Genomic DNA, 19,860 nt, shown 5'->3' on the forward strand with positions numbered 1-19,860 from the left:
GGAGACGTCACCGCCGTGGGGTTCACGGCTCATGTTGGTCTCGCGGAGCCTGCCGATGGCGATCACCGGGCGCCCCCACTCACGTGTTCGGGTGCGGGACTCAGGGGCGGCGGTGCCGACCGGTCGTCGCCCCGCCGTTCTCCGCCGTCTCCGCCGCGCGGGCGGCCTTGCGCTCCTCCTCGGCCCGCTCCTCCGCCTCCATCTCCGCGAACACGTCGATCGGCGGCGGCGCCTTCGCCAGGAACACCCACGTCAGGTACACGGCGAGCAGGAACGGCGGGATCTTCAGGGCGACCAGGACCCAGCCCAGCTGCGCCGTGTCCGCCCACCAGTACAGCGGGAACAGGATCGCGCTCTTGCCGAGCAGGATCAGGCCCCAGGCCCAACTGGCCTTGGTGTACGCCTTCTTGCGGCCCGGGTTACGGGTGCGCCAGGAGAGGTTCTCCCGGAAGACGGGGCCCAGCATCAGGCCGATCAGCGGGACACCGGCCATCGCGGTGATGATGTACGCCAGGGCCAGGCCCAGGGTGTAGAGCATGCCGGGCAGGTAGAAGTCCTTGGCGTTGCCGGTCATCATCGCGAAGACCACGCCGAAGCCGACCCCGAAGACGCCGCTGAAGGCGTGCTTGACGGTGTCCTTCATCGCCAGCCGGACCACGACCATCACCAGCGACACGGCGAGCGCCGCGATCGCCGACATGTGCAGGTCCTTGTTGATCGTGTAGATGCTGACGAAGAGGAGTCCGGGCAGCACCGTCTCGACCATGCCCCGCACTCCGCCGAACGCCTCGAACAGGGCGGCCTCGGTCACCGCCTTGGCGTCGTCGGCGGATGTGTCTTCGGTTGTCGGCTTGTCGAGCGACGTCACCGGCTACTCCCGTCCGAGGGGTCTCAGTTCGTATTTCGGATTGAACAGCACCCGGCGCCCCCTGCTCATGGCGATGCGGCCCGATGCGATCAGCTTGCGCCCCGGTTCGATCCCGACGATGGAGCGCCGACCGAGCCACACCACGTCCAGTGCGGCGGAGCCGTCGAACAGCTCGGCCTCCAGGGCCGGGACTCCCGCGCGCGGCCGCAGCGTGACCGTGCGCAAGGTACCAGTAACCGTGACGATCTGCCGGTCCTGGCAGTCGTCTATCGGCGTGCAGCCGGCGGTCTCCGTGTCCTCGCGCAGCTCCTCGGACTCCAGGTCCTCCTGCGACGAGGAGAGCCGATCGAGCATGCGCCGGAACCGGCCCGCCGGTTTGTCCGAGCGAGGAACAGCACTCATGTCTGAAAGCGTACCGGGGTACCCCGACGGTTACGTACCCCCAGGTGACCCGGCTCGAACCGCCGGGGCGTGCGTTCACCGGGGCGTGCGCTCACCGCTCGAAGCGGTAACCCATGCCCGGCTCGGTGATGAAGTGCTTCGGGTGGGACGGGTCGGCCTCCAGCTTGCGGCGCAGCTGCGCCATGTACACGCGCAGGTAGTTGGTCTCCGTCCCGTACGAGGGCCCCCAGACCTCCTTCAGCAGCTGCTTCTGCGCGACCAGGCGGCCACCGTTGCGCACCAGCACCTCCAGCAGGTGCCACTCGGTGGGGGTCAGCCGTACGTCCTTGCCGTCCCGGTGCACCTTCTTCGCGGCCAGGTCGACGGTGAACCCGTCGGTCTCCACCCTCAGGTCGTCCTCGCCGGAGGGCTCGGCCCGGCGCACGGCGGCGCGGAGCCTGGCCAGCAGCTCGTCCATGCCGAAGGGCTTGGTGACGTAGTCGTCGGCTCCCGCGTCGAGCGCCTGCACCTTCTCGTCGGAGGCCTGCCGGGCGGAGAGCACCAGGATCGGCACCCGGGTCCAGCCGCGCAGTCCCCTGATCACCTCGACGCCGTCCATGTCGGGCAGGCCCAGGTCGAGGACGACCACGTCGGGGTGGCGGGCGGCGGCCAGGCGGAGGGCCTCGGCACCGTCCTGGGCGGCGTCGACCTCGTACGAGCGGGCCTTGAGGTTGATCACGAGGGCGCGCACGATCGCCGGCTCGTCGTCGACCACCAGCACACGGGTCATGAGGACTGCCTTTCAGGTCTTTCCGATTCTGCGGGACGGGCCTGCTCCGCCGACTCCGCGGGGCGGCCGGGTTCCGTTTCGGCGGGGCGGCCGGGTTCCACTGGTGTTGCCGCCGCGCGGAGGGTCAGCGTCATGGTGAGGCCGCCCCCGGGGGTGTCGTCCGCGTTCAGGGAGCCGCCCATGGCCTCCACGAAGCCGCGCGCCACCGCCAGGCCGAGGCCGACACCGGCACCGCGCGGGGCGTCACCATAACGCTGGAAGGGCGCGAAGATGCGGTCCTTCGCGTCATCGGGGACGCCGGGGCCGCGGTCGACCACCCGCACCTCGACCCGGTCGGCGAGCGCGCTCGCCGCGACCAGGACGGTGGTGCCGGCCGGAGCGTACTTGACGGCGTTCTCGACCAGGTTGGCCACCGCCCGCTCCAGCAGTCCGGGGTCGACGGCGACCATGGGCAGCGTCTCCGGGATGTCCAGGACGACGCTTCCCTCGGGGACACCGCCGAGGGCCATGGGCACCACCTCGTCGAGGTCGAGTTCGCGGATCAGCGGGGTGACCGTGCCGGTGTTCAGCCGGGACATGTCGAGCAGGTTCCCCACCAGGTGGTCCAGCCGGTCGGCGCCGCCCTCGATGCCTTCCAGCAGCTCGGCCCGGTCCTCGGGCGACCAGTCGACGTCCTCGGAGCGCAGCGAGGAGACCGCCGCCTTGATCCCGGCGAGCGGGGTGCGCAGGTCGTGGCTGACGGCGGCCAGCAGGGCGGTGCGGATGCGGTTGCCCTCGGCGAGGGTGCGCGCCCGGTCGGCCTCTGCGCGCAGCCGCCGGCGGTCCAGGGCGGCGGCGGCCTGGGCCGCGAAGGCGCCCAGCACCCTGCGGTCCTCGGCGGGCAGGACCCGGCCGGTCAGTACGAGCGCCATGTGGTCCCCGACCGGAACGTCCACGTCCGCGTCGTCGGGCCGTTCGAGGACCGGTCCCGCACCGGCCCGCCCGGCGCAGGTCCAGGGCTCGACGTCGCCGGCGCGTTCCAGCAGCGCCGCCGACTCCATGCCGAATGTCTCGCGGACCCGTTCCAGCAGCGCCTCCAGACCGGTCTCGCCGCGCAGCACGTTGCCGGCCAGGAAGGAGAGGATCTCCGACTCGGCGCGCAGCCGGGCCGCCTGATGGGTGCGGCGGGCGGCGAGGTCGACCACGGACGCCACCGCCGCACCGACCGCGACGAAGATCACGATGGCGACGATGTTCTTCGGGTCGGAGATCGTCCAGCGGTGCAGGGGCGGGGTGTAGAAGTAGTTCAGCAGCAACGAGCCGAAGGCCGCCGAGGCCAGGGCCGGCCGCAGGCCGCCCAGCAGGGCCGCCGCCACGGTCAGTGCCAGGAACAGCAGCATGTCGTTGGCCAGGCCCGGGTCGAAGGCGTTGAGCAGCAGGGCCAGCACCGCGGGACCCGCCACCCCGACCGCCCAGCCCCACGCCACCCGTGACCGTCCGAGCCGGGCGCCCCGGGCCACCGGCAGTCCGCGTCCCTTGGCGATCGCCTCATGGGTGACGATGTGCACGTCCAGGTCGGGACCGGAGTCCCGCGCGACGGTCGCGCCGACACCGGGACCGAAGACGTACTGCCACGCCTTGCGGCGCGAGGAGCCCAGCACGATCTGGGTGGCGTTCGCCGCGCGCGCGAAGGCGAGCAGGGCGGCCGGGATGTCGTCGCCGACGACGTGGTGGAAGGTGCCGCCCAGGCTCTCCACCAGGGTCCGCTGTTCGGCCAGCTCCCCCGGCGAGGCGGCGGTGAGTCCGTCGCCGCGGGCGATGTAGACCGCGAGCACCTCGCCCCCCGCGCCCTTCTCCGCGAGCCGCGCGGCACGGCGGATCAGGGTGCGGCCCTCGGGCCCGCCGGTCAGACCGACCATGATCCGTTCGCGTGAGCCCCAGATGGCCGAGACGTCGTGCTCGCTGCGGTACCGCTGCAGGTACTCGTCGACCCGGTCGGCCACCCACAGCAGCGCGAGTTCCCTCAGCGCGGTGAGGTTGCCGGGGCGGAAGTAGTTCGACAGGGCCGCGTCGACCTTGTCCGGCTGGTAGACGTTGCCGTGCGCCATCCGGCGGCGCAGCGCCTCGGGCGTCATGTCGACCAGTTCTATCTGTTCGGCCCGCCGTACCACCTCGTCCGGTACGGTCTCCCGCTGCCGTACACCGGTGATCGACTCCACGACGTCGCCGAGGGACTCCAGGTGCTGGATGTTGAGGGTCGACAGCACGTCGATCCCGGCGGCCAGCAGCTCCTCCACGTCCTGCCAGCGCTTGGCGTTGCGCGCGCCGGGCACATTGGTGTGGGCGAGTTCGTCGACGAGGACCACCTGGGGGCGGCGGGCGAGGACGGCGTCGAGGTCCATCTCGGGGAGGACGGCGCCGCGGTGCTCCAGTTGCTTGCGCGGTACCTGTTCGAGGCCGTCCAGCAGCGCCTTGGTGCGCGGCCGGTCGTAGTGCTCGACGAACCCCACCACGCAGTCGGTGCCCCGCTCGACACGGCGCTGCGCCTCGGACAGCATCGCGTACGTCTTGCCGACGCCCGGTGCCGCGCCGAGATGGATCCGAAGTCTGCCGCGTCCCATGCCCTCATTGTCTTCCGGTCGGCGGGCAGCGTGGTCCGTGCTGCCCGTGCGGAGTCGACCCTACGGTCGTCCGGCGCGGCGAAAGACGCTGGTCGGGGCGGGGAGCGCGTCCTTGACGGAACCCTGACGGACGCCGACGGACTCGGTTTGGACACCGCCGGTCGGCTGCCAGGTCCCGCCGGCCGCCGTCAGGGTCTGCCGGCCTCCGTCAGGGTTCGACGACCTCGCCGTCGCCCAGTTCCAGGACGCGGTCGGCGAGGTCGAGCAGGGTCGCGTCGTGCGTGGCGACGACCGCGGTGACCTGCTCACTGCGTACGACCGCGCGCAGCAGTTCCATCACGGAGTGCCCGGTCTCCGCGTCGAGCTGACCGGTCGGCTCGTCGGCGATGAGCAGGGCCGGGTCGTTGGCGAGGGCGCGGGCGATGGCGACCCGCTGCTGCTGGCCGCCGGACAGCTCGCCCGGCCGTTGTGCCGCGTGGTCGGCGAGGCCCACCAGGGACAGCAGCAGGTCCACGCGTTCCTCGCGCTCGCGCGGGTCGGCGCGGCGCAGCCGGAGCGGGACCCCCACGTTCTCGGCCGCGGTGAGGATGGGGATCAGTCCGAAGGACTGGAAGACGAAGCCGATCCGGTCCCGGCGCAGGGCGAGCAGCCCGTTCTCGTCCAGGTCGGCGATGGCGAGCCCGTCGACGGTGACCCGCCCCTCGTCCGGGGTGTCGAGACCGCCGACGATGTTGAGCAGGGTGGTCTTGCCGGAGCCCGAGCGCCCCTTGAGGGCGACCAGCTCACCGCGCGGTACGTCGAAGGAGACACCGCGCAGGGCGTGGACCGCGGCGGCTCCGGTGCCGTAGGACTTGTGCACGTTCTCGACGCGCACCATGGTCTCGGTGACCGCCTGGCTCATTCGCCCGCCCTCCCCCGGGTACCGGTCGCGCGCGTAGCCGCCGGACCGGGCCGCCAGTATCGCTGCCGGGGGCCCTGTCGATCAACGGGTCGGAGCGGGCGGAACGGGCAGGGGCCGCACCCGGTCGGGCGCGGCCCCTGCTCCGCTCGACTGACTCAGCTGACTGGACGGGCTCAGCGGACCTCGGTGATCTCCGGACCGCGCGCCAGCTGTCCCATGCCGCCCGCGAAGCGGGAGCCCTCGGAGCCCTCGTCCTGCTGCACGCCCTCGGGGACCATCTGGGCGTCGTTCGGCAGCTTCAGGACGATCGGGTCGCGCGGCGCCATCGGGCCGTCCCCGCGCACCACGACCGTGTCCTGGAAGATCTGCTCCAGCAGCCCGGCGGCCTGCGGCTGCACCGCGCCCTGACCCGAGATCACCCCGCGCAGGAACCAGCGCGGGCCGTCCACGCCGACGAACCGTACGACCTGGAAACCGCCCGTGCCGTCCGGCAGTTGCACCGGAACCTGGGCGCGCAGCTCCCAGCCCAGCGGACCCTCGACCTCGTCGATGATGCCGCCCTGCTGGGTGATGCCGGACGCGATCTCCTCGCGGACCTCGCTCCAGATGCCCTCGCGCTTGGGGGCCGCGAAGCCCTGCAGTTGGATGGCGCTGTCGTGCAGCACGACGGTGGCCGCGACGATCGCGTCGCCCGCGACCTCGACCCGCAGCTCCATGCCGTCCACGCCGGGCACGAACAGGCCGCCCAGGTCGACCCGGCCCTCGCCGGGCGCGCTCACCTCGGAACTGTCCCAGGGCCCGTCGGGCCGCGGTGCGGGCTCGAGCCTCAGTCGCTCGCGCTCGCCTTCCGCCTCCGTGTCGACACCGTCGACGACCTGCTCGGCCTCGCCGGCCGCGTCCTCGGCGGCATCCCTCTTCTTGCGACGTCCGAACACGTCACTGTCCTTCCCGGTCGGATACGACCGAAGCGTATCGATTCCCACCCGCTGCGCCGCCTTCGGCGGCCTGAACGCTTGTGCCGCTCTTACCTTCCACGGCGGCATGGCCGCCGGTGGACCCGAAGCCCCCCTCGGCCCGTACCGAGCGGGGCAGCTCCGCGACCGGCACGAAACGGACCCGCTCGACCTGCTGGACGACCAGTTGGGCAATCCGGTCGAAGCGCTCGAACCGCACGGCCTCGCGCGGGTCGAGATTCACCACGATCACCTTGATCTCCCCACGGTACCCGGCATCAACCGTCCCCGGGGCATTCACCAGGGCGACGCCGCAGCGGGCGGCAAGACCGGATCGCGGGTGCACGAAGGCCGCGTACCCCTCGGGCAGGGCCACAGACACTCCGGTGGGCAGAACGGCCCGTTCGCCGGGCGCCAGTTCGCACGCCTCGGTGGTGCGCAGATCGGCTCCCGCGTCACCGGGGTGCTCGTACGCCGGAAGCGGTACGTCCGGGTCGACGCGCCGGAGCAGCACCCGGAGTTCGCCGCGGCGGGGCTCGCTCACGGGTTCACCTCGAAGGCGCGGGCGCGGCGGACCTGGTCCGGGTCCTCCATGACGGCCCGGATCTCCTCGGGGCGGCCGTGGTCGATGAAGTGGTCGACCTTGACCTCGATGAAGAGCGCGTCGGCGCGGACGGCGACCGGGCCGTCGGGGCCGCCGATGCGTCCGGTGGCGGTGGAGTAGATCTTCCGGCCCGCCACCGCGGTCACCTCCGCCTCCAGATGGAGCGTGGTGTCGACCGGCACGGGCTGGACGAAGTCGGTCTCGAGCCTGCCGGTCACGGCGATCGTCCGCAGCAGCCAGTTCAGCGAGCCGAGCGTCTCGTCCAGGGCGCTGGCGAGCACCCCGCCGTGCGCCAGGCCGGGGGCGCCCTGGTGGGCGGGCCGCACGGTGAACGCGGCGGTGACCGACACCCCTTCGCCGGCCCGCGCCTCGAGGTGCAGTCCGTGGGGCTGTTCGCCGCCACAGCCGAAACACTGGCCGTAGTGCGCGCCCAGGAGCTCGCCGGCTGCGGGCGCGTCCGGGTGGCGCACCGGTTCCACGGCGTCGGCGGGAGGCTGGAGAACTGAGGAAGTACCACTCACAGGCGCAGACCTTACCCGCGCGTCGGCCATCCTCCGACACCTGCCAAGCTGGATCCATGCAGCTCTCCGCCGCCCCGTACGAAGAACGCCTGACCGCGCCCCGCTCCTGGTGGCTGATCTCCTTGCTCGCGGGTGTCTCGCTGGCCCTGATCGTGCTGCCGCTCGGCACCCTGCCGATGCTCGGCGGCCTGGCCGTCGGCAGCGCCGCGGCGGCGGTCGTGGTCAGCGCGTACGGCTCGGTGCGCATCCGGGTCGTGGGCGGCCTGCTGATCGCCGGTGAGGCGAGGATCCCGGTGACGGCACTGGGCGAGGCGGAGGTCCTGGACGCCGAGGAAGCCCGCGCCTGGCGCACCCACCGGGCGGACCCGCGCTGCTTCATGCTGCTGCGGGCCTACATCCCGGGGGCGGTGCGGGTGGAGATCACCGACCCGGAGGACCCGACGCCGTACGCCTTCCTGTCGACGCGGGAGCCGCAGCGGCTGGCGGAGGCACTGCGGGCGGCGAAGGCCGCCGCCTAGCACGGCTGGGCAGGGCCTCTCCGGGGCGGAACGGCAGCATGGGCCGGGCGGGGTTCAAGGGACTCCGCGTCCGCCCTTCTCGCCGGTGAACGCGCCCAGGTCCAAGACGTCGGCCGGGGTCTCGAGGGCCGGGAGCTCGGACAGGGCGTCCCAGGGAACCTGGATCCCGCGCAGGTCGGCCTGGATACGGGCGGCGAGCTTTCTGGTGTCCCTGCGGTTCATGACCGCGCCGACGGCGGCTCCCACCAGGAACGGCATGAGGTTCGGCAGGTTGCGCACGGTGCGCTTCATGATCCGCTGGCGCAGTTCGCGCTTCATGCGGCTGTTCATCGCCGCGCTCACGGGGGAGGGCTTGGTCGCCTCGATGCCGCGCTCCTGCGACCAGGCGTTCAGATACGCGGTGCTGCGCTGTGCGAGGCCGCCCGCGGGTCGTACGCCGTAGACCTCGTGGAGTTCGGCGATCAGTTTCAGTTCGATCGCGGCGACGCCGGTGACCTCGGCGGCCAGCTCCGTCGGCATCGCCGGCGGCACGGGCATCATCGCCGCCGCGCCGACTCCGGCCCCGACCGTCGCCGTGGCCCTCGCCGCGCCCGCCACGAGCTTGTCCGCGAGCTCCTCGGGACCGAGCCCGGGGAACTGCTTCCGCAGCGTCCGCAGGTCCCTCACGGGCACCCGCGGGGCCATCTCGATGATCCGGTCCGTGAGGTACGCCAGGCCCGCACGCGCGCGGGCACCGCCCTTGCGGGCTCCTTCCCTGGCCTTGTCCCGGAACTCCGCGGCCCGCCGGCGGGCCACCGGTGCGGTGGTGGTGACCTCCGCGGATACCGGGAGGTCACCCCGGTCGACTGCGAGTTCGAGCGAGGCCGCCCCGGTGTCGGTTGAGCCTCGCTCGTGGTCACGCGTGTCGCGCTGAGGGCCGTCCTGCGGCCCCGAGTCCGCTCCCCTCGCGGGGAAGCGGCGCTTCCGAGGAGGGGTCGAGCCAGTCACGGCCGACCCGCCCTCAGTCGCAGTCGCGGCAGATCGGCTGACCGTTCTTCTCCCGGGCCAGCTGGCTGCGGTGGTGCACGAGGAAGCAGCTCATGCACGTGAACTCGTCCTGCTGCTTGGGCAGGACCCGGACGGCCAGTTCCTCGTTCGACAGGTCCGCCCCGGGCAGTTCGAGGCCTTCGGCGGCCTCGAACTCGTCGACGTCCACGGCCGAGGCCGACTTGTCGTTGCGGCGGGCCTTCAGCTCTTCAAGACTGTCCGAGTCGACGTCGTCGTCGGTCTTGCGTGGAGTGTCGTAATCGGTTGCCATTGTCGCTCTCCCCCTCTGGGTGTATGCGGTGTCTCCAGCGCACTAACGCGTGAGAGGCCGGACTTGTGCCCGACCTGAGGCGGAGATTTTGCCTCACATCAAGGTCTGTTACTCAATCGACACCCAACCGAACTCCTCACGAGTGATCGGCCTGGATGCGATGGGGACCGTACACGGTCCGAACGCGGCACTTCAAAGCCGCCCCACCGTGTACTTCCCGTGATCAAGGCTCCCGAAAACCGGGACTCTCCCGGCCTTTCGACGAGTTCGTGATCACAGAGGGTGGATGAATCGAGAAACGCTCTTGTGAGCGATCCCACACGGGAGCGGCGGGGACACCCTTCGAAAATTCCGCCGAAAGCGAACACCCCCGTGCGTCGGCGACATGATGTCAGATCGGCAGGGTGACCCGCATCACGAGTCCGCCCCCCTCGCGCGGCTGGGCGTAGATGTGCCCGCCGTGCGCCCGCGCCACCGACCGGACGATGGAGAGCCCGAGCCCGACCCCCTTGTCGCTGCCCGTCCGCTCGGTGCGCAACCGCCGGAACGGCTCGAACAGGTTGTCGATCTCGTACGCCGGAACCACCGGACCGGTGTTGCTCACCACCAGGACCGCCTGTCCGTGCTGGACCTGGGTGGTGACCTCCACCCACCCCCGCTCGGCCACGTTGTAGCGCACGGCGTTCTGCACCAGGTTCAGCGCGATCCGCTCCAGCAGTACGCCGTTGCCCTGGACGACCGCGGGCTTGTGGTCGCCGCGGATCTCCACGCCCTTGGCCTGCGCCTCCGCATGCACCTGATCGATGGCCTGGGAGGCCACCTCGGCGAGATCCACCGGCTTGCGCTCGACGATCTGGTTGTCGCTGCGGGCGAGCAGCAGCAGGCCCTCGACGAGCTGTTCGCTGCGTTCGTTGGTGGCCAGCAGCGTCTTGCCGAGCTGCTGGAGCTCCACCGGCGCGTTCGGGTCGGAGAGGTGCACCTCGAGGAGTGTGCGGTTGATCGCCAACGGGGTGCGCAGTTCGTGCGAGGCGTTGCCGACGAAGCGCTGCTGGGCGGTGAAGGCCCGCTGCAACCGCTCCAGCATGTCGTCGAAGGTGTCGGCCAGCTCCTTGAGCTCGTCGTCCGGGCCGTCCAGCTCGATCCGGCGGGACAGGTCGGAGCCCGCCACCGCGCGTGCGGTGCGGGTGATCCGGCCCAGCGGCGACAGCACGCGGCCGGCCATCGCGTATCCGAAGGCGAAGGCGATGATCGCGAGGCCGAGCAGGGCGAGGAGGGAGCGGCTGAGCAGGTTGTCCAGGGCGTGCTGGCGCTGCTCGTTGACGCACTCGTTCAGCGCTCTGTTCAGCTCGTCCGCGGGCATCTGCGCGCTGCGCAGATGGCAGATGTCGCTCTTCACCTGTCCGGAGACGATTTCAAAGGGCAGGTCGCTGCCCACCTTCAGCGCGTTCGCGGCGAACAGGTAGATGATCGACAGCAGCAGGATGCCGGCGATCAGGAACATTCCGCCGTAGAGCAGGGTGAGCCGTATCCGGATGGTGGGGCGCAGCCAGGGGAAGGGCGGTACCGGCCTGCGGGGGTCCCAGGTGGGCTTCGGAGGTGCCTGCGGGGACCCCGGGGCGGGCGTGGGGGTGGCGGCCACGGGATCAGATCCGGTAGCCCGAGCCGGGGACGGTCACGATGACCGGTGGCTCGCCCAGCTTGCGGCGCAGGGTCATGACGGTCACCCGCACCACGTTGGTGAACGGGTCGGTGTTCTCGTCCCAGGCCTTCTCCAGCAGTTGCTCCGCGGAGACGACGGCGCCCTCGCTGCGCATGAGCACCTCGAGGACGGCGAACTCCTTGGGCGCGAGCTGGACCTCCTGGCCTTCGCGGAACACCTCGCGGCGGTTGGGGTCGAGCTTGATCCCGGCACGCTCCAGGACCGGCGGGAGCGGCACGCTGGTACGCCGCCCCAGGGCGCGCACGCGTGCGATGAGCTCGCTGAACGCGAAGGGCTTGGGCAGGTAGTCGTCGGCGCCGATCTCCAGGCCCTCGACCCGGTCGCTGACGTCGCCGGAGGCCGTGAGCATCAGCACGCGCGTGGGCATGCCGAGTTCGACGATCCTGCGGCACACGTCGTCGCCGTGCACGAGGGGGAGGTCGCGGTCGAGGACGACCACGTCGTAGTCGTTGACGCCGATGCGCTCCAGGGCGGCCGCCCCGTCGTACACGACGTCGACGGCCATGGCCTCCCGGCGCAGTCCGGTGGCCACCGCATCGGCGAGCAGCTGCTCGTCCTCGACGACGAGTACGCGCACGTCGCTTGTCCTTCCTCAAGTCCCGCCGGGCATGCGCTCCGGAGCGCATGCGAGCAGGGTGCCGGTGGGTGTGTTGCCTCCATCCTGCCCTTTTCGGCCGTAAGTCGGCTGTAAGAGCCCCGAACGGAAGGGGCACCCGGCTCGCGACGCCCGGCACGCACTCCCCCGAGCTCTGCGAGCAGGGGGACGGACCCCCAGCCGCGTTACTGAAAGGCCCTGGTGGCTCCTCCCCCGTTCCCGGTTCCTCCCCCCATTCTCGACTTCGCTCGAGCGGGAGGGCCCCATGAGCGGGGGACCCCATGACGCCGCGAGCTGCTCGGACGCCCATTTCGTCCGGAGCTCCGAGGCGGGGTCCACGACCGGGAACGGGCGGTGGCGCGGGGCACGGGACAGGGGAAAGTCCGGACGAACGGCACGGGAATACGAGATTTTCTCGTGCGGTGAGGTTTCCGCGGAAGGGAGCCTGGGGAGGACGGGTTTACATCCCGCGATCACGCTCTGCTCGCACCATGCCACACCGCGGTGCGCATCAGTCTGTTTCCCGCAGAGCGGACCCGGGTGTCCGACGCCGTAGCCCCCAGGCCGAGCGGCGCCGGTCATCCACCGCAGACGTGATCGTCCCTTTCGAACGGCACACCTTCGTGCCGTCGACCCACGACCCAGGACGAGGGGGCGCAGCATGGACGCTTTCACCGCAGGACTTCTGCAGCGCATAAGGACGACCGAGTCCGATCTGTCCCGGGCCCGCGACGAGGGTGACGACTTCCTCGTCGAGGTGGAGCAGGGCGAGCTCGACGACCTGCGCCGGCTCGCCGCCGAGCACGGTGTGGAGGTCGGCGCGTCCCGAGCCTGATCAGCCCGACCGCGTCAGGACCGGCGCGTCGGTACCTGCGCATGAGCGCGTTCGAAGCGGGCCCCGGCGAATCCAGCGCCGGGGCCCGCTTCACCGTCTCCCGCGGGATCCTCCCCCGGGCGTCCGTCCGTCAGTCGTGCCAGGCCCCGAAGTCCTCCAGCAGCCGCTGGAGGGGCTCGAAGACGCCCGGGGTGGCCGCGACCGCGAGATCCCACGAGGGGCGCTCGCCGGGCCGTCCACCGGTCAGCGCGCCCGCCTCCCGGGCGATCAGGTCACCCGCCGCCAGGTCCCAGGGGTGCAGTCCGCGCTCGTAGTAGCCGTCGAGGCGGCCGCAAGCGAGGTCGCAGAGGTCGACCGCGGCCGAGCCGCCCCGCCGGATGTCCCGCAGGAGCGGGATCAGCCGCTGCGCGACGCCGGCCTGATGGGTGCGGACCTCGGTGACGTAGTTGAAGCCGGTCGAGACCAGGGCCTGGTCGAGGGGCGGCGCGGGACGGCAGGTCAGCGTGCGCTCGCCCTCCCAGGCACCGGTGGCACGGGCGCCCCCGCCGCGGACGGCGTGGTACGTCTCGCCGCGCATCGGGGCCGCGACCACCCCGACCACGGTCTCGCCGTCCTGCTCGGCGGCGATGGAGACGGCCCAGGTGGGGAGCCCGTACAGGTAGTTGACCGTGCCGTCGAGCGGGTCGATCACCCAGCGGACGCCACTGGTGCCCTCGGTCGTGCCGCCCTCCTCACCGAGGACCCCGTCGTCCGGCCGGTGCTCGGCGATCAGACCGGTGATCAGCTTCTCGGCCGCGATGTCCATCTCGGTGACGACGTCGATCGGGCTGGACTTGGTCGCGGCGACCTCCAGGTCGGCCGGCCGGCCGTCCCGCAGCAGCTGGCCCGCGCGTCGCGCCGCCTCGCGGGCCAGCTCCAGCAGTTCCGCGTGCAGGGGGTCGGTCACGGCGCTCCTCACGCGTAGGGGCTGTCGGCGCCCGCGGCGGCGGGACGCGGGGCGCGGGCCGGGCAGCAGCCCACCGGGCAGAGGTTGTGACTCGGACCCAGGGCGCCCAGGGCGCAGGGGGCGACGTCGTCCTGGCCGCGCTCGGTGGCCGCGCGTTCCACGATCAGGTCGCGGATCGCGGCGACGAACCGCGGGTCGGCGCCCACGGTCGCCGAACGGCGCACCGGCAGTCCCAGCTCCCCCGCCTTGGCCGCGGCCTCGGTGTCGAGGTCGTAGATGACCTCCATGTGGTCGGAGACGAAGCCGATGGGGGCCATGACCACGGCCGGGACCCCGGCCGCGTGCCGCTCCTCGAGGTGGTCGCAGATGTCGGGCTCCAGCCAGGGGATGTGCGGGGCGCCGGAGCGGGACTGGTAGACGAGCTGCCAGGGGTGGTCCACGCCGGTGCGCTCCCGTACGGCGTCGGCGATCAGCCGGGCCACGTCCAGGTGCTGCCGTACGTACGCTCCGCCGTCGCCGTGCTCCTCGACGGGACCGGAGGTGTCGGCGGAGGCGGTGGGGATCGAGTGGGTGCAGAAGGCGAGGTGCGCGCCGTCGCGCACCTCCTCGGGCAGCTCGGCGAGCGAGCGGAGGACCCCGTCGACCATGGGGTCCAGGAAACCGGGGTGGTTGAAGTAGTGCCGCAGCTTGTCGACCTCGGGCAGCTCCAGGCCCTCGGCCTCCAGTGCCGCCAGGGCCCCGGCGAGGTCCTCGCGGTACTGGCGGCAGCCGGAGTACGAGGCGTAGGCGCTGGTCGCCAGGACGATGATGCGGCGGCGGCCGTCGCGGATCATCTCGCGCAGGGTGTCGGTGAGGTACGGCGCCCAGTTGCGGTTGCCCCAGTAGACCGGCAGGTTCAGCCCGTGGTCGGCGAAGTCCTCGCGCAGCGCGCCCAGCAGGTCGCGGTTCTGTTCGTTGATGGGGCTGACCCCGCCGAACAGGAAGTAGTGCTCCCCGACTTCCTTCAGGCGTTCCTTGGGGATGCCGCGCCCGCGGGTCACGTTCTCCAGGAACGGGACCACGTCGTCCGGTCCTTCGGGGCCTCCGAAGGAGAGCAGCAGCAGGGCGTCGTAGGGGGTGGGATCGAGCTCGTCAGGCATGCCTCGATCCTGCCATCAGGCACCGACAGCCGGGTAACGACGGGGGCCGACCGGACCACGGGACGGCGCGGAATATATTAGGGTCGCCTAACCAGTAAGCTGTATCCACTGCGGTCGCACCTTACTGGAAGTCCGGTCTCCCGCGGTCGTCCCCTGCTGAGTTTTTCGGAGACCTCGTGCCCAGTCCCTACATCGCCCTGTTCGCCGCCCCCGGCAGCAAGAGCTTCTCGGCCGCGGGGTTCCTCGGCCGGATGCCGCTGTCCATGATGGGCATCGGCGTGGTCACGATGGTCTCCCAGCTGACCGGACGGTACGGCCTGGCCGGCGCCCTGGCGGCCACCATCGCCCTGGCCGCCGCGGTGGCCGGCCCCCAGGTCTCCCGCCTGGTGGACCAGTACGGGCAGCGGCGGATCCTGCGCCCGGCGACGCTGTTCTCCCTCACCGCGGCGGCGCTGCTGCTGTTCGCCGCGCACTACGGCTGGCCGGACTGGGTGCTCTTCGTCGCCTGCGTGGGCATCGGCTGCGTGCCGAGCGTCGGCGCGATGGTCCGGGCCCGCTGGGCCGATGTGTACCGGGGCACCCCGCAGCTGCACACCGCGTACTCCTTCGAGTCCGTGGTGGACGAGCTCTGCTTCATCTTCGGGCCGATCGTCTCCATCGGGCTCTCCACGGCCTGGTTCCCGGAGGCCGGTCCGCTGCTCGCGGCCTGCTTCCTGGCGGTCGGCGTCTTCTGGCTGACGGCACAGCGCGTCACCGAACCCGCCCCGCACCCGCGCGAACGCACGGGCGAGGGACGTGCGTCGGCGCTCGGCGGCACGGCGCTGCGCTCCGCGGGGCTGCGGGTCCTGGTGGCCACGTTCGCGGCGACCGGGGCGATCTTCGGTGGCGTGGACGTGGTCACCGTGGCCTTCGCGGAGGAGCGCGGGCACAAGGCCGCCGCCAGTGTGGTGCTCGCCGTGTACGCGCTGGGCTCCTGCACGGCGGGGATCGTCTTCGGGCTGATGCGCTTCGCCGGAGCGCCCGAGCGCCGCTGGCTGCTGGGCGTGTGTGCCATGGCCGTGAGTATGATCCCCCTCCTACTGGTCGGGAACCTGCCGTTTCTGACCGTGGCGCTGTTCTTTGCGGGTATGTCCATCGCTCCCACGATGATCACGACGATGTCCCTCATCGAAGAGCACGTACCACGCGCGCAGCTCACCGAGGGCATGACCTGGGTGAGCACCGGGCTCGCGGTCGGGGTCGCGCTCGGCTCCGCCGCGTCCGGCTGGGTGATCGACGCGGCCGGGGCGCGTGCCGGGTACGGGGTTCCGGCGGTGGCCGGAGCCGTCGCGGTCGTGGTCGGTTTCCTCGGGTACCGCCGGCTCGAGCGGCCGGCTCCGGGTCGGGGAGGCTCCGTTGGGCAGCACGGCGAGCACGAAGAACGGAACATGGCGTAACTGGGGAGGCACCGTCCTCGCCCGCCCCGCGCGGGAGGTCACGCCGGCCTCCGTCGAGGAGCTGGCGTCGGCCGTACGCCGTGCCGCCGAGGACGGTCTCCCGGTGAAGGCGGTCGGCACCGGGCACTCCTTCACCTCCGTAGCCGCCACCGACGGCGTGCAGATCCGCCCCCGTCTGCTGACGGGGATACGCGACATCGACCGGGCGGCGGGCACCGTCACGGTGGAGGCCGGCACCCCGCTCAAGCGGCTCAACACCGCTCTCGCGCGGGAGGGGCTGTCGCTCACCAACATGGGCGACATCATGGAGCAGACCGTCGCCGGGGCCACCAGTACCGGTACCCACGGCACCGGCCGTGACTCGGCCTCCGTCGCCGCGCAGATCCGGGGCCTGGAACTGGTCACCGCCGACGGCTCGGTACTCGCCTGCTCCGAGAGGGAGAATCCCGATGTCTTCGCGGCCGCCCGGATCGGCCTCGGCGCCCTCGGCATCGTCTCCGCGATCACCTTCGCCGTCGAGCCGATCTTCCTGCTGACGGCCCGCGAGGAACCGATGCCCCTCGACCGCGTCCTCGCCGAGTTCGACGAGCTCCATGCCGAGAACGAACACTTCGAGTTCTACTGGTTCCCCCACACCGGCAACACCAACACCAAGCGGAACAACCGCAGCGCGGGCCCGGAACGGCCGGTGCATCCCGTCAAGGGCTGGCTCGAGGACGAGTTCCTCTCCAACGGCGTCTTCCAGGCGGCCAACTGGGTCGGCCGCGCGGTGCCCGCGACCGTCCCCGCCATCGCGCGGATCTCCAGCAGGGCCCTGTCCGCGCGGACCTACACCGACATCCCGTACAAGGTGTTCACCTCGCCGCGCCGGGTGCGCTTCGTGGAGATGGAGTACGCGGTGCCGCGCGAGGCCCTGGTGGACACGCTGCGCGAGCTGAAGGCCATGGTCGACCGTTCACCCCTCCGGGTCAGTTTCCCCGTCGAGGTGCGTACGGCCCCGGCCGACGACATCACCCTGTCCACGGCCTCCGGCCGCGACACCGCGTACATCGCGGTCCACATGTTCCGGGGCACCCCCTATCAGGGGTACTTCACGGCGGCGGAACGCATCTTCACCGCCCACGAGGGGCGGCCCCACTGGGGGAAGATCAACACGCGGGACGCCGATTACCTCTCCCGGGTGTATCCGCGTTTCGCCGAGTTCACGGCGCTGCGGAACCGCCTTGATCCTGAACGCCGCTTCCGGAACGACTATCTGCGGAGGGTTCTGGGGTCGTGACGGACACGTCCGGTTCCGGGTTCACGGGGGCGTCGGAGCCCTGGCTCCCGGTGCTGTCCGGGGTCCCCTCCGACGCGTCGACGCCGTCCGGCGTGTCGCCGCCGGAGCCGGTGGCGGCGCCTCCGTCCCGAGGCGTCACGGAGGGCGCGGGCGCCGGTCCGTCCCCTCCGAAGTCCTCGGAACCGCCCGGGGTACCGGGGTCGTTCGACGTCCCGGAGTCGTCGGGGTCACCGGAGTACTGGTCGTCCGAACCGCCGGCACCCCCGGATCCGGACGTGTGCTGACCGGTGACGGCGTTGCCGATGGTGGTGCTGGGTGCGCCGCTGAGGCTCTGGCCCGCAACGAGTTCGTAGGTGGTGATTCCGGCCATCGTGACCCCGAACACCAGCGCGGTCGCGACCAGCATCCGCTTCCCGTTCCACCGCACTCCCCTGGCCCGACCCCGGTACACGGTGCCCTCGGTGAACTCGCCGGGCGCGGGCACGGCCCGTCTCCCGGCCGCCGCGGCGGCCGGGCGGCCGGACCCCACGGCAGCCACGCGGAACTGCTCGCCGGTGCGCTTGAAGAAGTGCTGGAAGAGCGTTCCGCCGCAGGTGGCGACGATGCTCATGACTCCGGCGCCGATGATCGTCCCGTAGACGCCGAAGGACGAGGCGAGTTGGGCGCCCAGCACCGCGGCCACCGCGCTGCCGGCGACCTGCGCCATGCTCAGGTCGATCCGAGGGCTCTTCGCCTCCCCCGCGGCACTCGCCTCCCCGGTGACACTCGGCCCACCTGCGACATCCGACCTTTCACGCATCCTCGGCCCTTGCCCGCCTTCCCACACGTTCCCTCACATGAGCGATCAACTGCGCGCCAACGCACACCAAGTCGACGTCCGAACGAAACCATTAGTTCCGTTTCTGGCGATTACGTGAAGTACGCCACGCCGAGACCGAGGGGGTTCGGCCACGGCGGCGCGAGGACGGCCGAGCAGCACCTCTTGCCAGAAGTCGGGCGGCGCGCCGATCCACGCACTTGGCCCGAATGGAGTACTGTTGCGAGCCCTGGATCCGGACGCCCATCAGGGTGCTCCGGCCCTTGAGGACCGCCGGGAGGGGGCTAGTTGCACAGGGTGACGCGGTTGGTCACTTAGCGTTGCGAATAGGTAACCGTGCCATAACGGCGATCCAGGGCCCATGCCCGACACGCCGGGCAACTCGGCAAGGTTGTGGCAGGCTGCACCCGGGCAGGCCACACTCGACTAGCGGAAGCAGCGACGCACGTGACGTCGGCAGGCACCACCCGGGAGGTCCCCATGCCCGAACTGCGTGTCGTGGCCGTCTCGAATGACGGCACACGGCTGGTGCTGAAGGCTGCGGACAGCACGGAGTACACGCTTCCGATCGACGAACGCCTCCGCGCCGCCGTCCGGGGCGACCGTCCACGCCTCGGCCAGATCGAGATCGAGGTGGAGAGCCATCTCCGCCCCCGCGACATCCAGGCGCGTATACGTGCCGGCGCGACCGCGGAAGAGGTCGCACAGATGGCCGGCATTCCCGTGGACCGCGTCCGGCGCTTCGAGGGCCCCGTGCTCGCCGAGCGCGCCTTCATGGCGGAGCGCGCCCGCAAGACCCCCGTCCGTCGGCCCGGCGAGAACTCCGGCCCGCCCCTGGGCGAGGCCGTGCAGGAGCGACTGCTGCTGCGCGGCGCCGAGAAGGACACCGTGCAGTGGGACTCCTGGCGTCGCGACGACGGCACCTGGGAGGTGCTGCTGGTCTACCGGGTCGCGGGCGAACCGCACTCGGCGAGCTGGACGTACGACCCGCCCCGGCGGCTCGTCCAGGCCGTCGACGACGAGGCGCGCTCGCTGATCGGCGAGTCCGACGACCTCGCCGCGGCACCCGAACCGAGCTTCCCGTTCGTGCCGCGCATCGCCCGGTTGCCGCGCGAGCGCCAGCAGGACCGTCCCGGCGAGCGTGACCGGCAGAGCCCGCCGCCCGGCCACGGACCCGAGTACGACGAGGAGTCGGCGGTCCCGGCAGGCGGTGAACGGGACTCGCTCACCAGTCTGCTGGAGGCGGTGCCGAGCTTCCGGGGCGATCTGGTGGTTCCCGAGCGGGCGCCCGAGCCCGTCCCCGAGGAGCCCGACTCCGAGCCCGAGGCGGAGGAGCCCCCGGCCCCGGCGGCCTCGGCCGGTTCCGCCTACGCGGACGTCCTGATGCCCCGTGCCGTCAGCAGTCACCGGGACCGTCTCGTCGGCTCCACCGACCGTCAGGCGGAGGCGGACGGCGTCCGGCCGGGCCGCCGCGCCGCGGTGCCGAGTTGGGACGAGATCGTGTTCGGAACGCGGCGCAAGAAGCAGGAGTGACCGGGACCCGGCACTGAGGTGATCCGGCGTCGGCCAGTGCGGAGAGGGGGTGCTCGCCCGGGCTTCCCACAGGACAACTACGGCGGCTTCTGGCAGCGGCGGTTCGGCGGGGGCGACGACTCCTTCG

At 71.7% G+C, this 19,860-nt stretch carries 20 protein-coding genes; 5 read left to right on the plus strand and 15 right to left on the minus strand.

Annotated features, from left to right (window positions below):
• Positions 1-100 precede the first annotated feature (100 nt).
• From AB0I73_RS26750 to AB0I73_RS26785, 8 genes are all read right to left on the minus strand, one after another.
• Positions 101-868: a DUF3159 domain-containing protein gene (locus tag AB0I73_RS26750; protein WP_363041404.1), complete on the minus strand. Its 768-nt coding sequence runs from the start codon at positions 866-868 to the stop codon at positions 101-103.
• A gap of 3 nt (positions 869-871) precedes the next feature.
• The gene (locus tag AB0I73_RS26755) at positions 872-1,270 is read right to left on the minus strand and encodes an OB-fold nucleic acid binding domain-containing protein (protein WP_363041406.1); all 399 of its coding nucleotides are present in this window, start codon (positions 1,268-1,270) and stop codon (positions 872-874) included.
• A gap of 91 nt (positions 1,271-1,361) precedes the next feature.
• Positions 1,362-2,039, minus strand: coding sequence for a response regulator (locus tag AB0I73_RS26760; RefSeq protein ID WP_109380174.1), 678 nt, complete (start codon positions 2,037-2,039; stop codon positions 1,362-1,364).
• Positions 2,036-4,639, minus strand: a complete 2,604-nt coding sequence (locus AB0I73_RS26765) for an ATP-binding protein (RefSeq protein WP_363041408.1) — start codon at positions 4,637-4,639, stop codon at positions 2,036-2,038. Before AB0I73_RS26765 ends, AB0I73_RS26760 begins: the two co-directional genes overlap by 4 nt.
• A gap of 208 nt (positions 4,640-4,847) precedes the next feature.
• The gene (locus tag AB0I73_RS26770; RefSeq protein ID WP_363041410.1) at positions 4,848-5,540 is read right to left on the minus strand and encodes an ABC transporter ATP-binding protein; all 693 of its coding nucleotides are present in this window, start codon (positions 5,538-5,540) and stop codon (positions 4,848-4,850) included.
• Between the two features lie 173 nt (positions 5,541-5,713).
• On the minus strand, positions 5,714-6,475 hold the full coding sequence (locus AB0I73_RS26775; protein ID WP_109380172.1) for a DUF3710 domain-containing protein: 762 nt from the start codon (positions 6,473-6,475) through the stop codon (positions 5,714-5,716).
• A gap of 1 nt (position 6,476) precedes the next feature.
• Complete coding sequence (gene dut / locus AB0I73_RS26780) at positions 6,477-7,037, minus strand: dUTP diphosphatase (RefSeq protein ID WP_363041413.1); 561 nt, start codon at positions 7,035-7,037, stop codon at positions 6,477-6,479.
• Positions 7,034-7,618, minus strand: coding sequence for a PaaI family thioesterase (locus AB0I73_RS26785; RefSeq protein ID WP_363041415.1), 585 nt, complete (start codon positions 7,616-7,618; stop codon positions 7,034-7,036). Before AB0I73_RS26785 ends, dut begins: the two co-directional genes overlap by 4 nt.
• 56 nt (positions 7,619-7,674) lie before the next feature.
• Here AB0I73_RS26785 and AB0I73_RS26790 point away from each other — a divergent pair, with 56 nt between their 5' ends.
• Complete coding sequence (locus tag AB0I73_RS26790; protein ID WP_363041417.1) at positions 7,675-8,136, plus strand: DUF3093 domain-containing protein; 462 nt, start codon at positions 7,675-7,677, stop codon at positions 8,134-8,136.
• A gap of 54 nt (positions 8,137-8,190) precedes the next feature.
• Here the strand turns inward: AB0I73_RS26790 and AB0I73_RS26795 are convergent, their stop codons facing one another.
• The 4 genes from AB0I73_RS26795 to AB0I73_RS26810 form a co-directional block, all read right to left on the minus strand.
• Positions 8,191-9,123, minus strand: a complete 933-nt coding sequence (locus AB0I73_RS26795) for a hypothetical protein (RefSeq protein WP_363041419.1) — start codon at positions 9,121-9,123, stop codon at positions 8,191-8,193.
• A gap of 13 nt (positions 9,124-9,136) precedes the next feature.
• Positions 9,137-9,433, minus strand: a complete 297-nt coding sequence (locus AB0I73_RS26800; protein WP_003993510.1) for a DUF4193 domain-containing protein — start codon at positions 9,431-9,433, stop codon at positions 9,137-9,139.
• Positions 9,434-9,824: 391 nt separating this feature from the next.
• On the minus strand, positions 9,825-11,072 hold the full coding sequence (locus AB0I73_RS26805) for a HAMP domain-containing sensor histidine kinase (RefSeq protein WP_363041421.1): 1,248 nt from the start codon (positions 11,070-11,072) through the stop codon (positions 9,825-9,827).
• Between the two features lie 4 nt (positions 11,073-11,076).
• Positions 11,077-11,730 carry a response regulator transcription factor gene (locus AB0I73_RS26810; protein ID WP_109380166.1) on the minus strand — a complete coding sequence of 218 codons (654 nt, stop codon included), beginning with the start codon at positions 11,728-11,730 and terminating at the stop codon, positions 11,077-11,079.
• A 679-nt stretch (positions 11,731-12,409) separates the two neighbouring features.
• Here AB0I73_RS26810 and AB0I73_RS26815 point away from each other — a divergent pair.
• The gene (locus tag AB0I73_RS26815; RefSeq protein WP_363041424.1) at positions 12,410-12,583 is read left to right on the plus strand and encodes a hypothetical protein; all 174 of its coding nucleotides are present in this window, start codon (positions 12,410-12,412) and stop codon (positions 12,581-12,583) included.
• A 130-nt stretch (positions 12,584-12,713) separates the two neighbouring features.
• On the opposite strand, the gene AB0I73_RS26820 is transcribed toward AB0I73_RS26815, so the two are convergent.
• Both AB0I73_RS26820 and AB0I73_RS26825 read right to left on the minus strand, forming a co-directional pair.
• Positions 12,714-13,529 (minus strand): inositol monophosphatase family protein, encoded by an 816-nt coding sequence (locus tag AB0I73_RS26820; RefSeq protein ID WP_363041426.1) that lies wholly within the window; start codon positions 13,527-13,529, stop codon positions 12,714-12,716.
• An 8-nt stretch (positions 13,530-13,537) separates the two neighbouring features.
• On the minus strand, positions 13,538-14,668 hold the full coding sequence (locus AB0I73_RS26825) for a ferrochelatase (RefSeq protein WP_363041428.1): 1,131 nt from the start codon (positions 14,666-14,668) through the stop codon (positions 13,538-13,540).
• Between the two features lie 176 nt (positions 14,669-14,844).
• Here AB0I73_RS26825 and AB0I73_RS26830 point away from each other — a divergent pair, with 176 nt between their 5' ends.
• Both AB0I73_RS26830 and AB0I73_RS26835 read left to right on the plus strand, forming a co-directional pair.
• Positions 14,845-16,104 (plus strand): MFS transporter, encoded by a 1,260-nt coding sequence (locus tag AB0I73_RS26830; RefSeq protein WP_363041430.1) that lies wholly within the window; start codon positions 14,845-14,847, stop codon positions 16,102-16,104.
• Positions 16,064-17,383, plus strand: a complete 1,320-nt coding sequence (locus tag AB0I73_RS26835; RefSeq protein WP_363041432.1) for a D-arabinono-1,4-lactone oxidase — start codon at positions 16,064-16,066, stop codon at positions 17,381-17,383. Before AB0I73_RS26830 ends, AB0I73_RS26835 begins: the two co-directional genes overlap by 41 nt.
• Here the strand turns inward: AB0I73_RS26835 and AB0I73_RS26840 are convergent.
• Positions 17,307-18,089 (minus strand): hypothetical protein, encoded by a 783-nt coding sequence (locus AB0I73_RS26840; protein WP_363041434.1) that lies wholly within the window; start codon positions 18,087-18,089, stop codon positions 17,307-17,309. The two genes, AB0I73_RS26835 and AB0I73_RS26840, sit on opposite strands and share 77 nt — an antisense overlap.
• A gap of 591 nt (positions 18,090-18,680) precedes the next feature.
• Here AB0I73_RS26840 and sepH point away from each other — a divergent pair.
• A complete protein-coding gene (gene sepH / locus AB0I73_RS26845) occupies positions 18,681-19,733 on the plus strand; it encodes a septation protein SepH (RefSeq protein ID WP_363041436.1) in 1,053 nt (350 codons plus the stop codon).
• Positions 19,734-19,860 lie beyond the last annotated feature (127 nt).

The organism is Streptomyces sp. NPDC050388, assembly GCF_040655635.1.
GTDB lineage: Bacteria > Actinomycetota > Actinomycetes > Streptomycetales > Streptomycetaceae > Streptomyces.

Bases quoted from the DNA above. Each gene is read 5' to 3' on its own strand.
- AB0I73_RS26755 (WP_363041406.1), bottom strand. From the start codon at position 1,270: ATGAGTGCTGTTCCTCGCTCGGACAAACCGGCGGGCCGGTTCCGGCGC.
- AB0I73_RS26760 (WP_109380174.1), bottom strand. From the start codon at position 2,039: ATGACCCGTGTGCTGGTGGTCGACGACGAGCCGGCGATCGTGCGCGCC.
- AB0I73_RS26765 (WP_363041408.1), bottom strand. From the start codon at position 4,639: ATGGGACGCGGCAGACTTCGGATCCATCTCGGCGCGGCACCGGGCGTC.
- AB0I73_RS26770 (WP_363041410.1), bottom strand. From the start codon at position 5,540: ATGAGCCAGGCGGTCACCGAGACCATGGTGCGCGTCGAGAACGTGCAC.
- AB0I73_RS26790 (WP_363041417.1), top strand. From the start codon at position 7,675: ATGCAGCTCTCCGCCGCCCCGTACGAAGAACGCCTGACCGCGCCCCGC.
- AB0I73_RS26800 (WP_003993510.1), bottom strand. From the start codon at position 9,433: ATGGCAACCGATTACGACACTCCACGCAAGACCGACGACGACGTCGAC.
- AB0I73_RS26815 (WP_363041424.1), top strand. From the start codon at position 12,410: ATGGACGCTTTCACCGCAGGACTTCTGCAGCGCATAAGGACGACCGAG.
- AB0I73_RS26825 (WP_363041428.1), bottom strand. From the start codon at position 14,668: ATGCCTGACGAGCTCGATCCCACCCCCTACGACGCCCTGCTGCTGCTC.
- AB0I73_RS26840 (WP_363041434.1), bottom strand. From the start codon at position 18,089: ATGGCGCAGGTCGCCGGCAGCGCGGTGGCCGCGGTGCTGGGCGCCCAA.
- sepH (WP_363041436.1), top strand. From the start codon at position 18,681: ATGCCCGAACTGCGTGTCGTGGCCGTCTCGAATGACGGCACACGGCTG.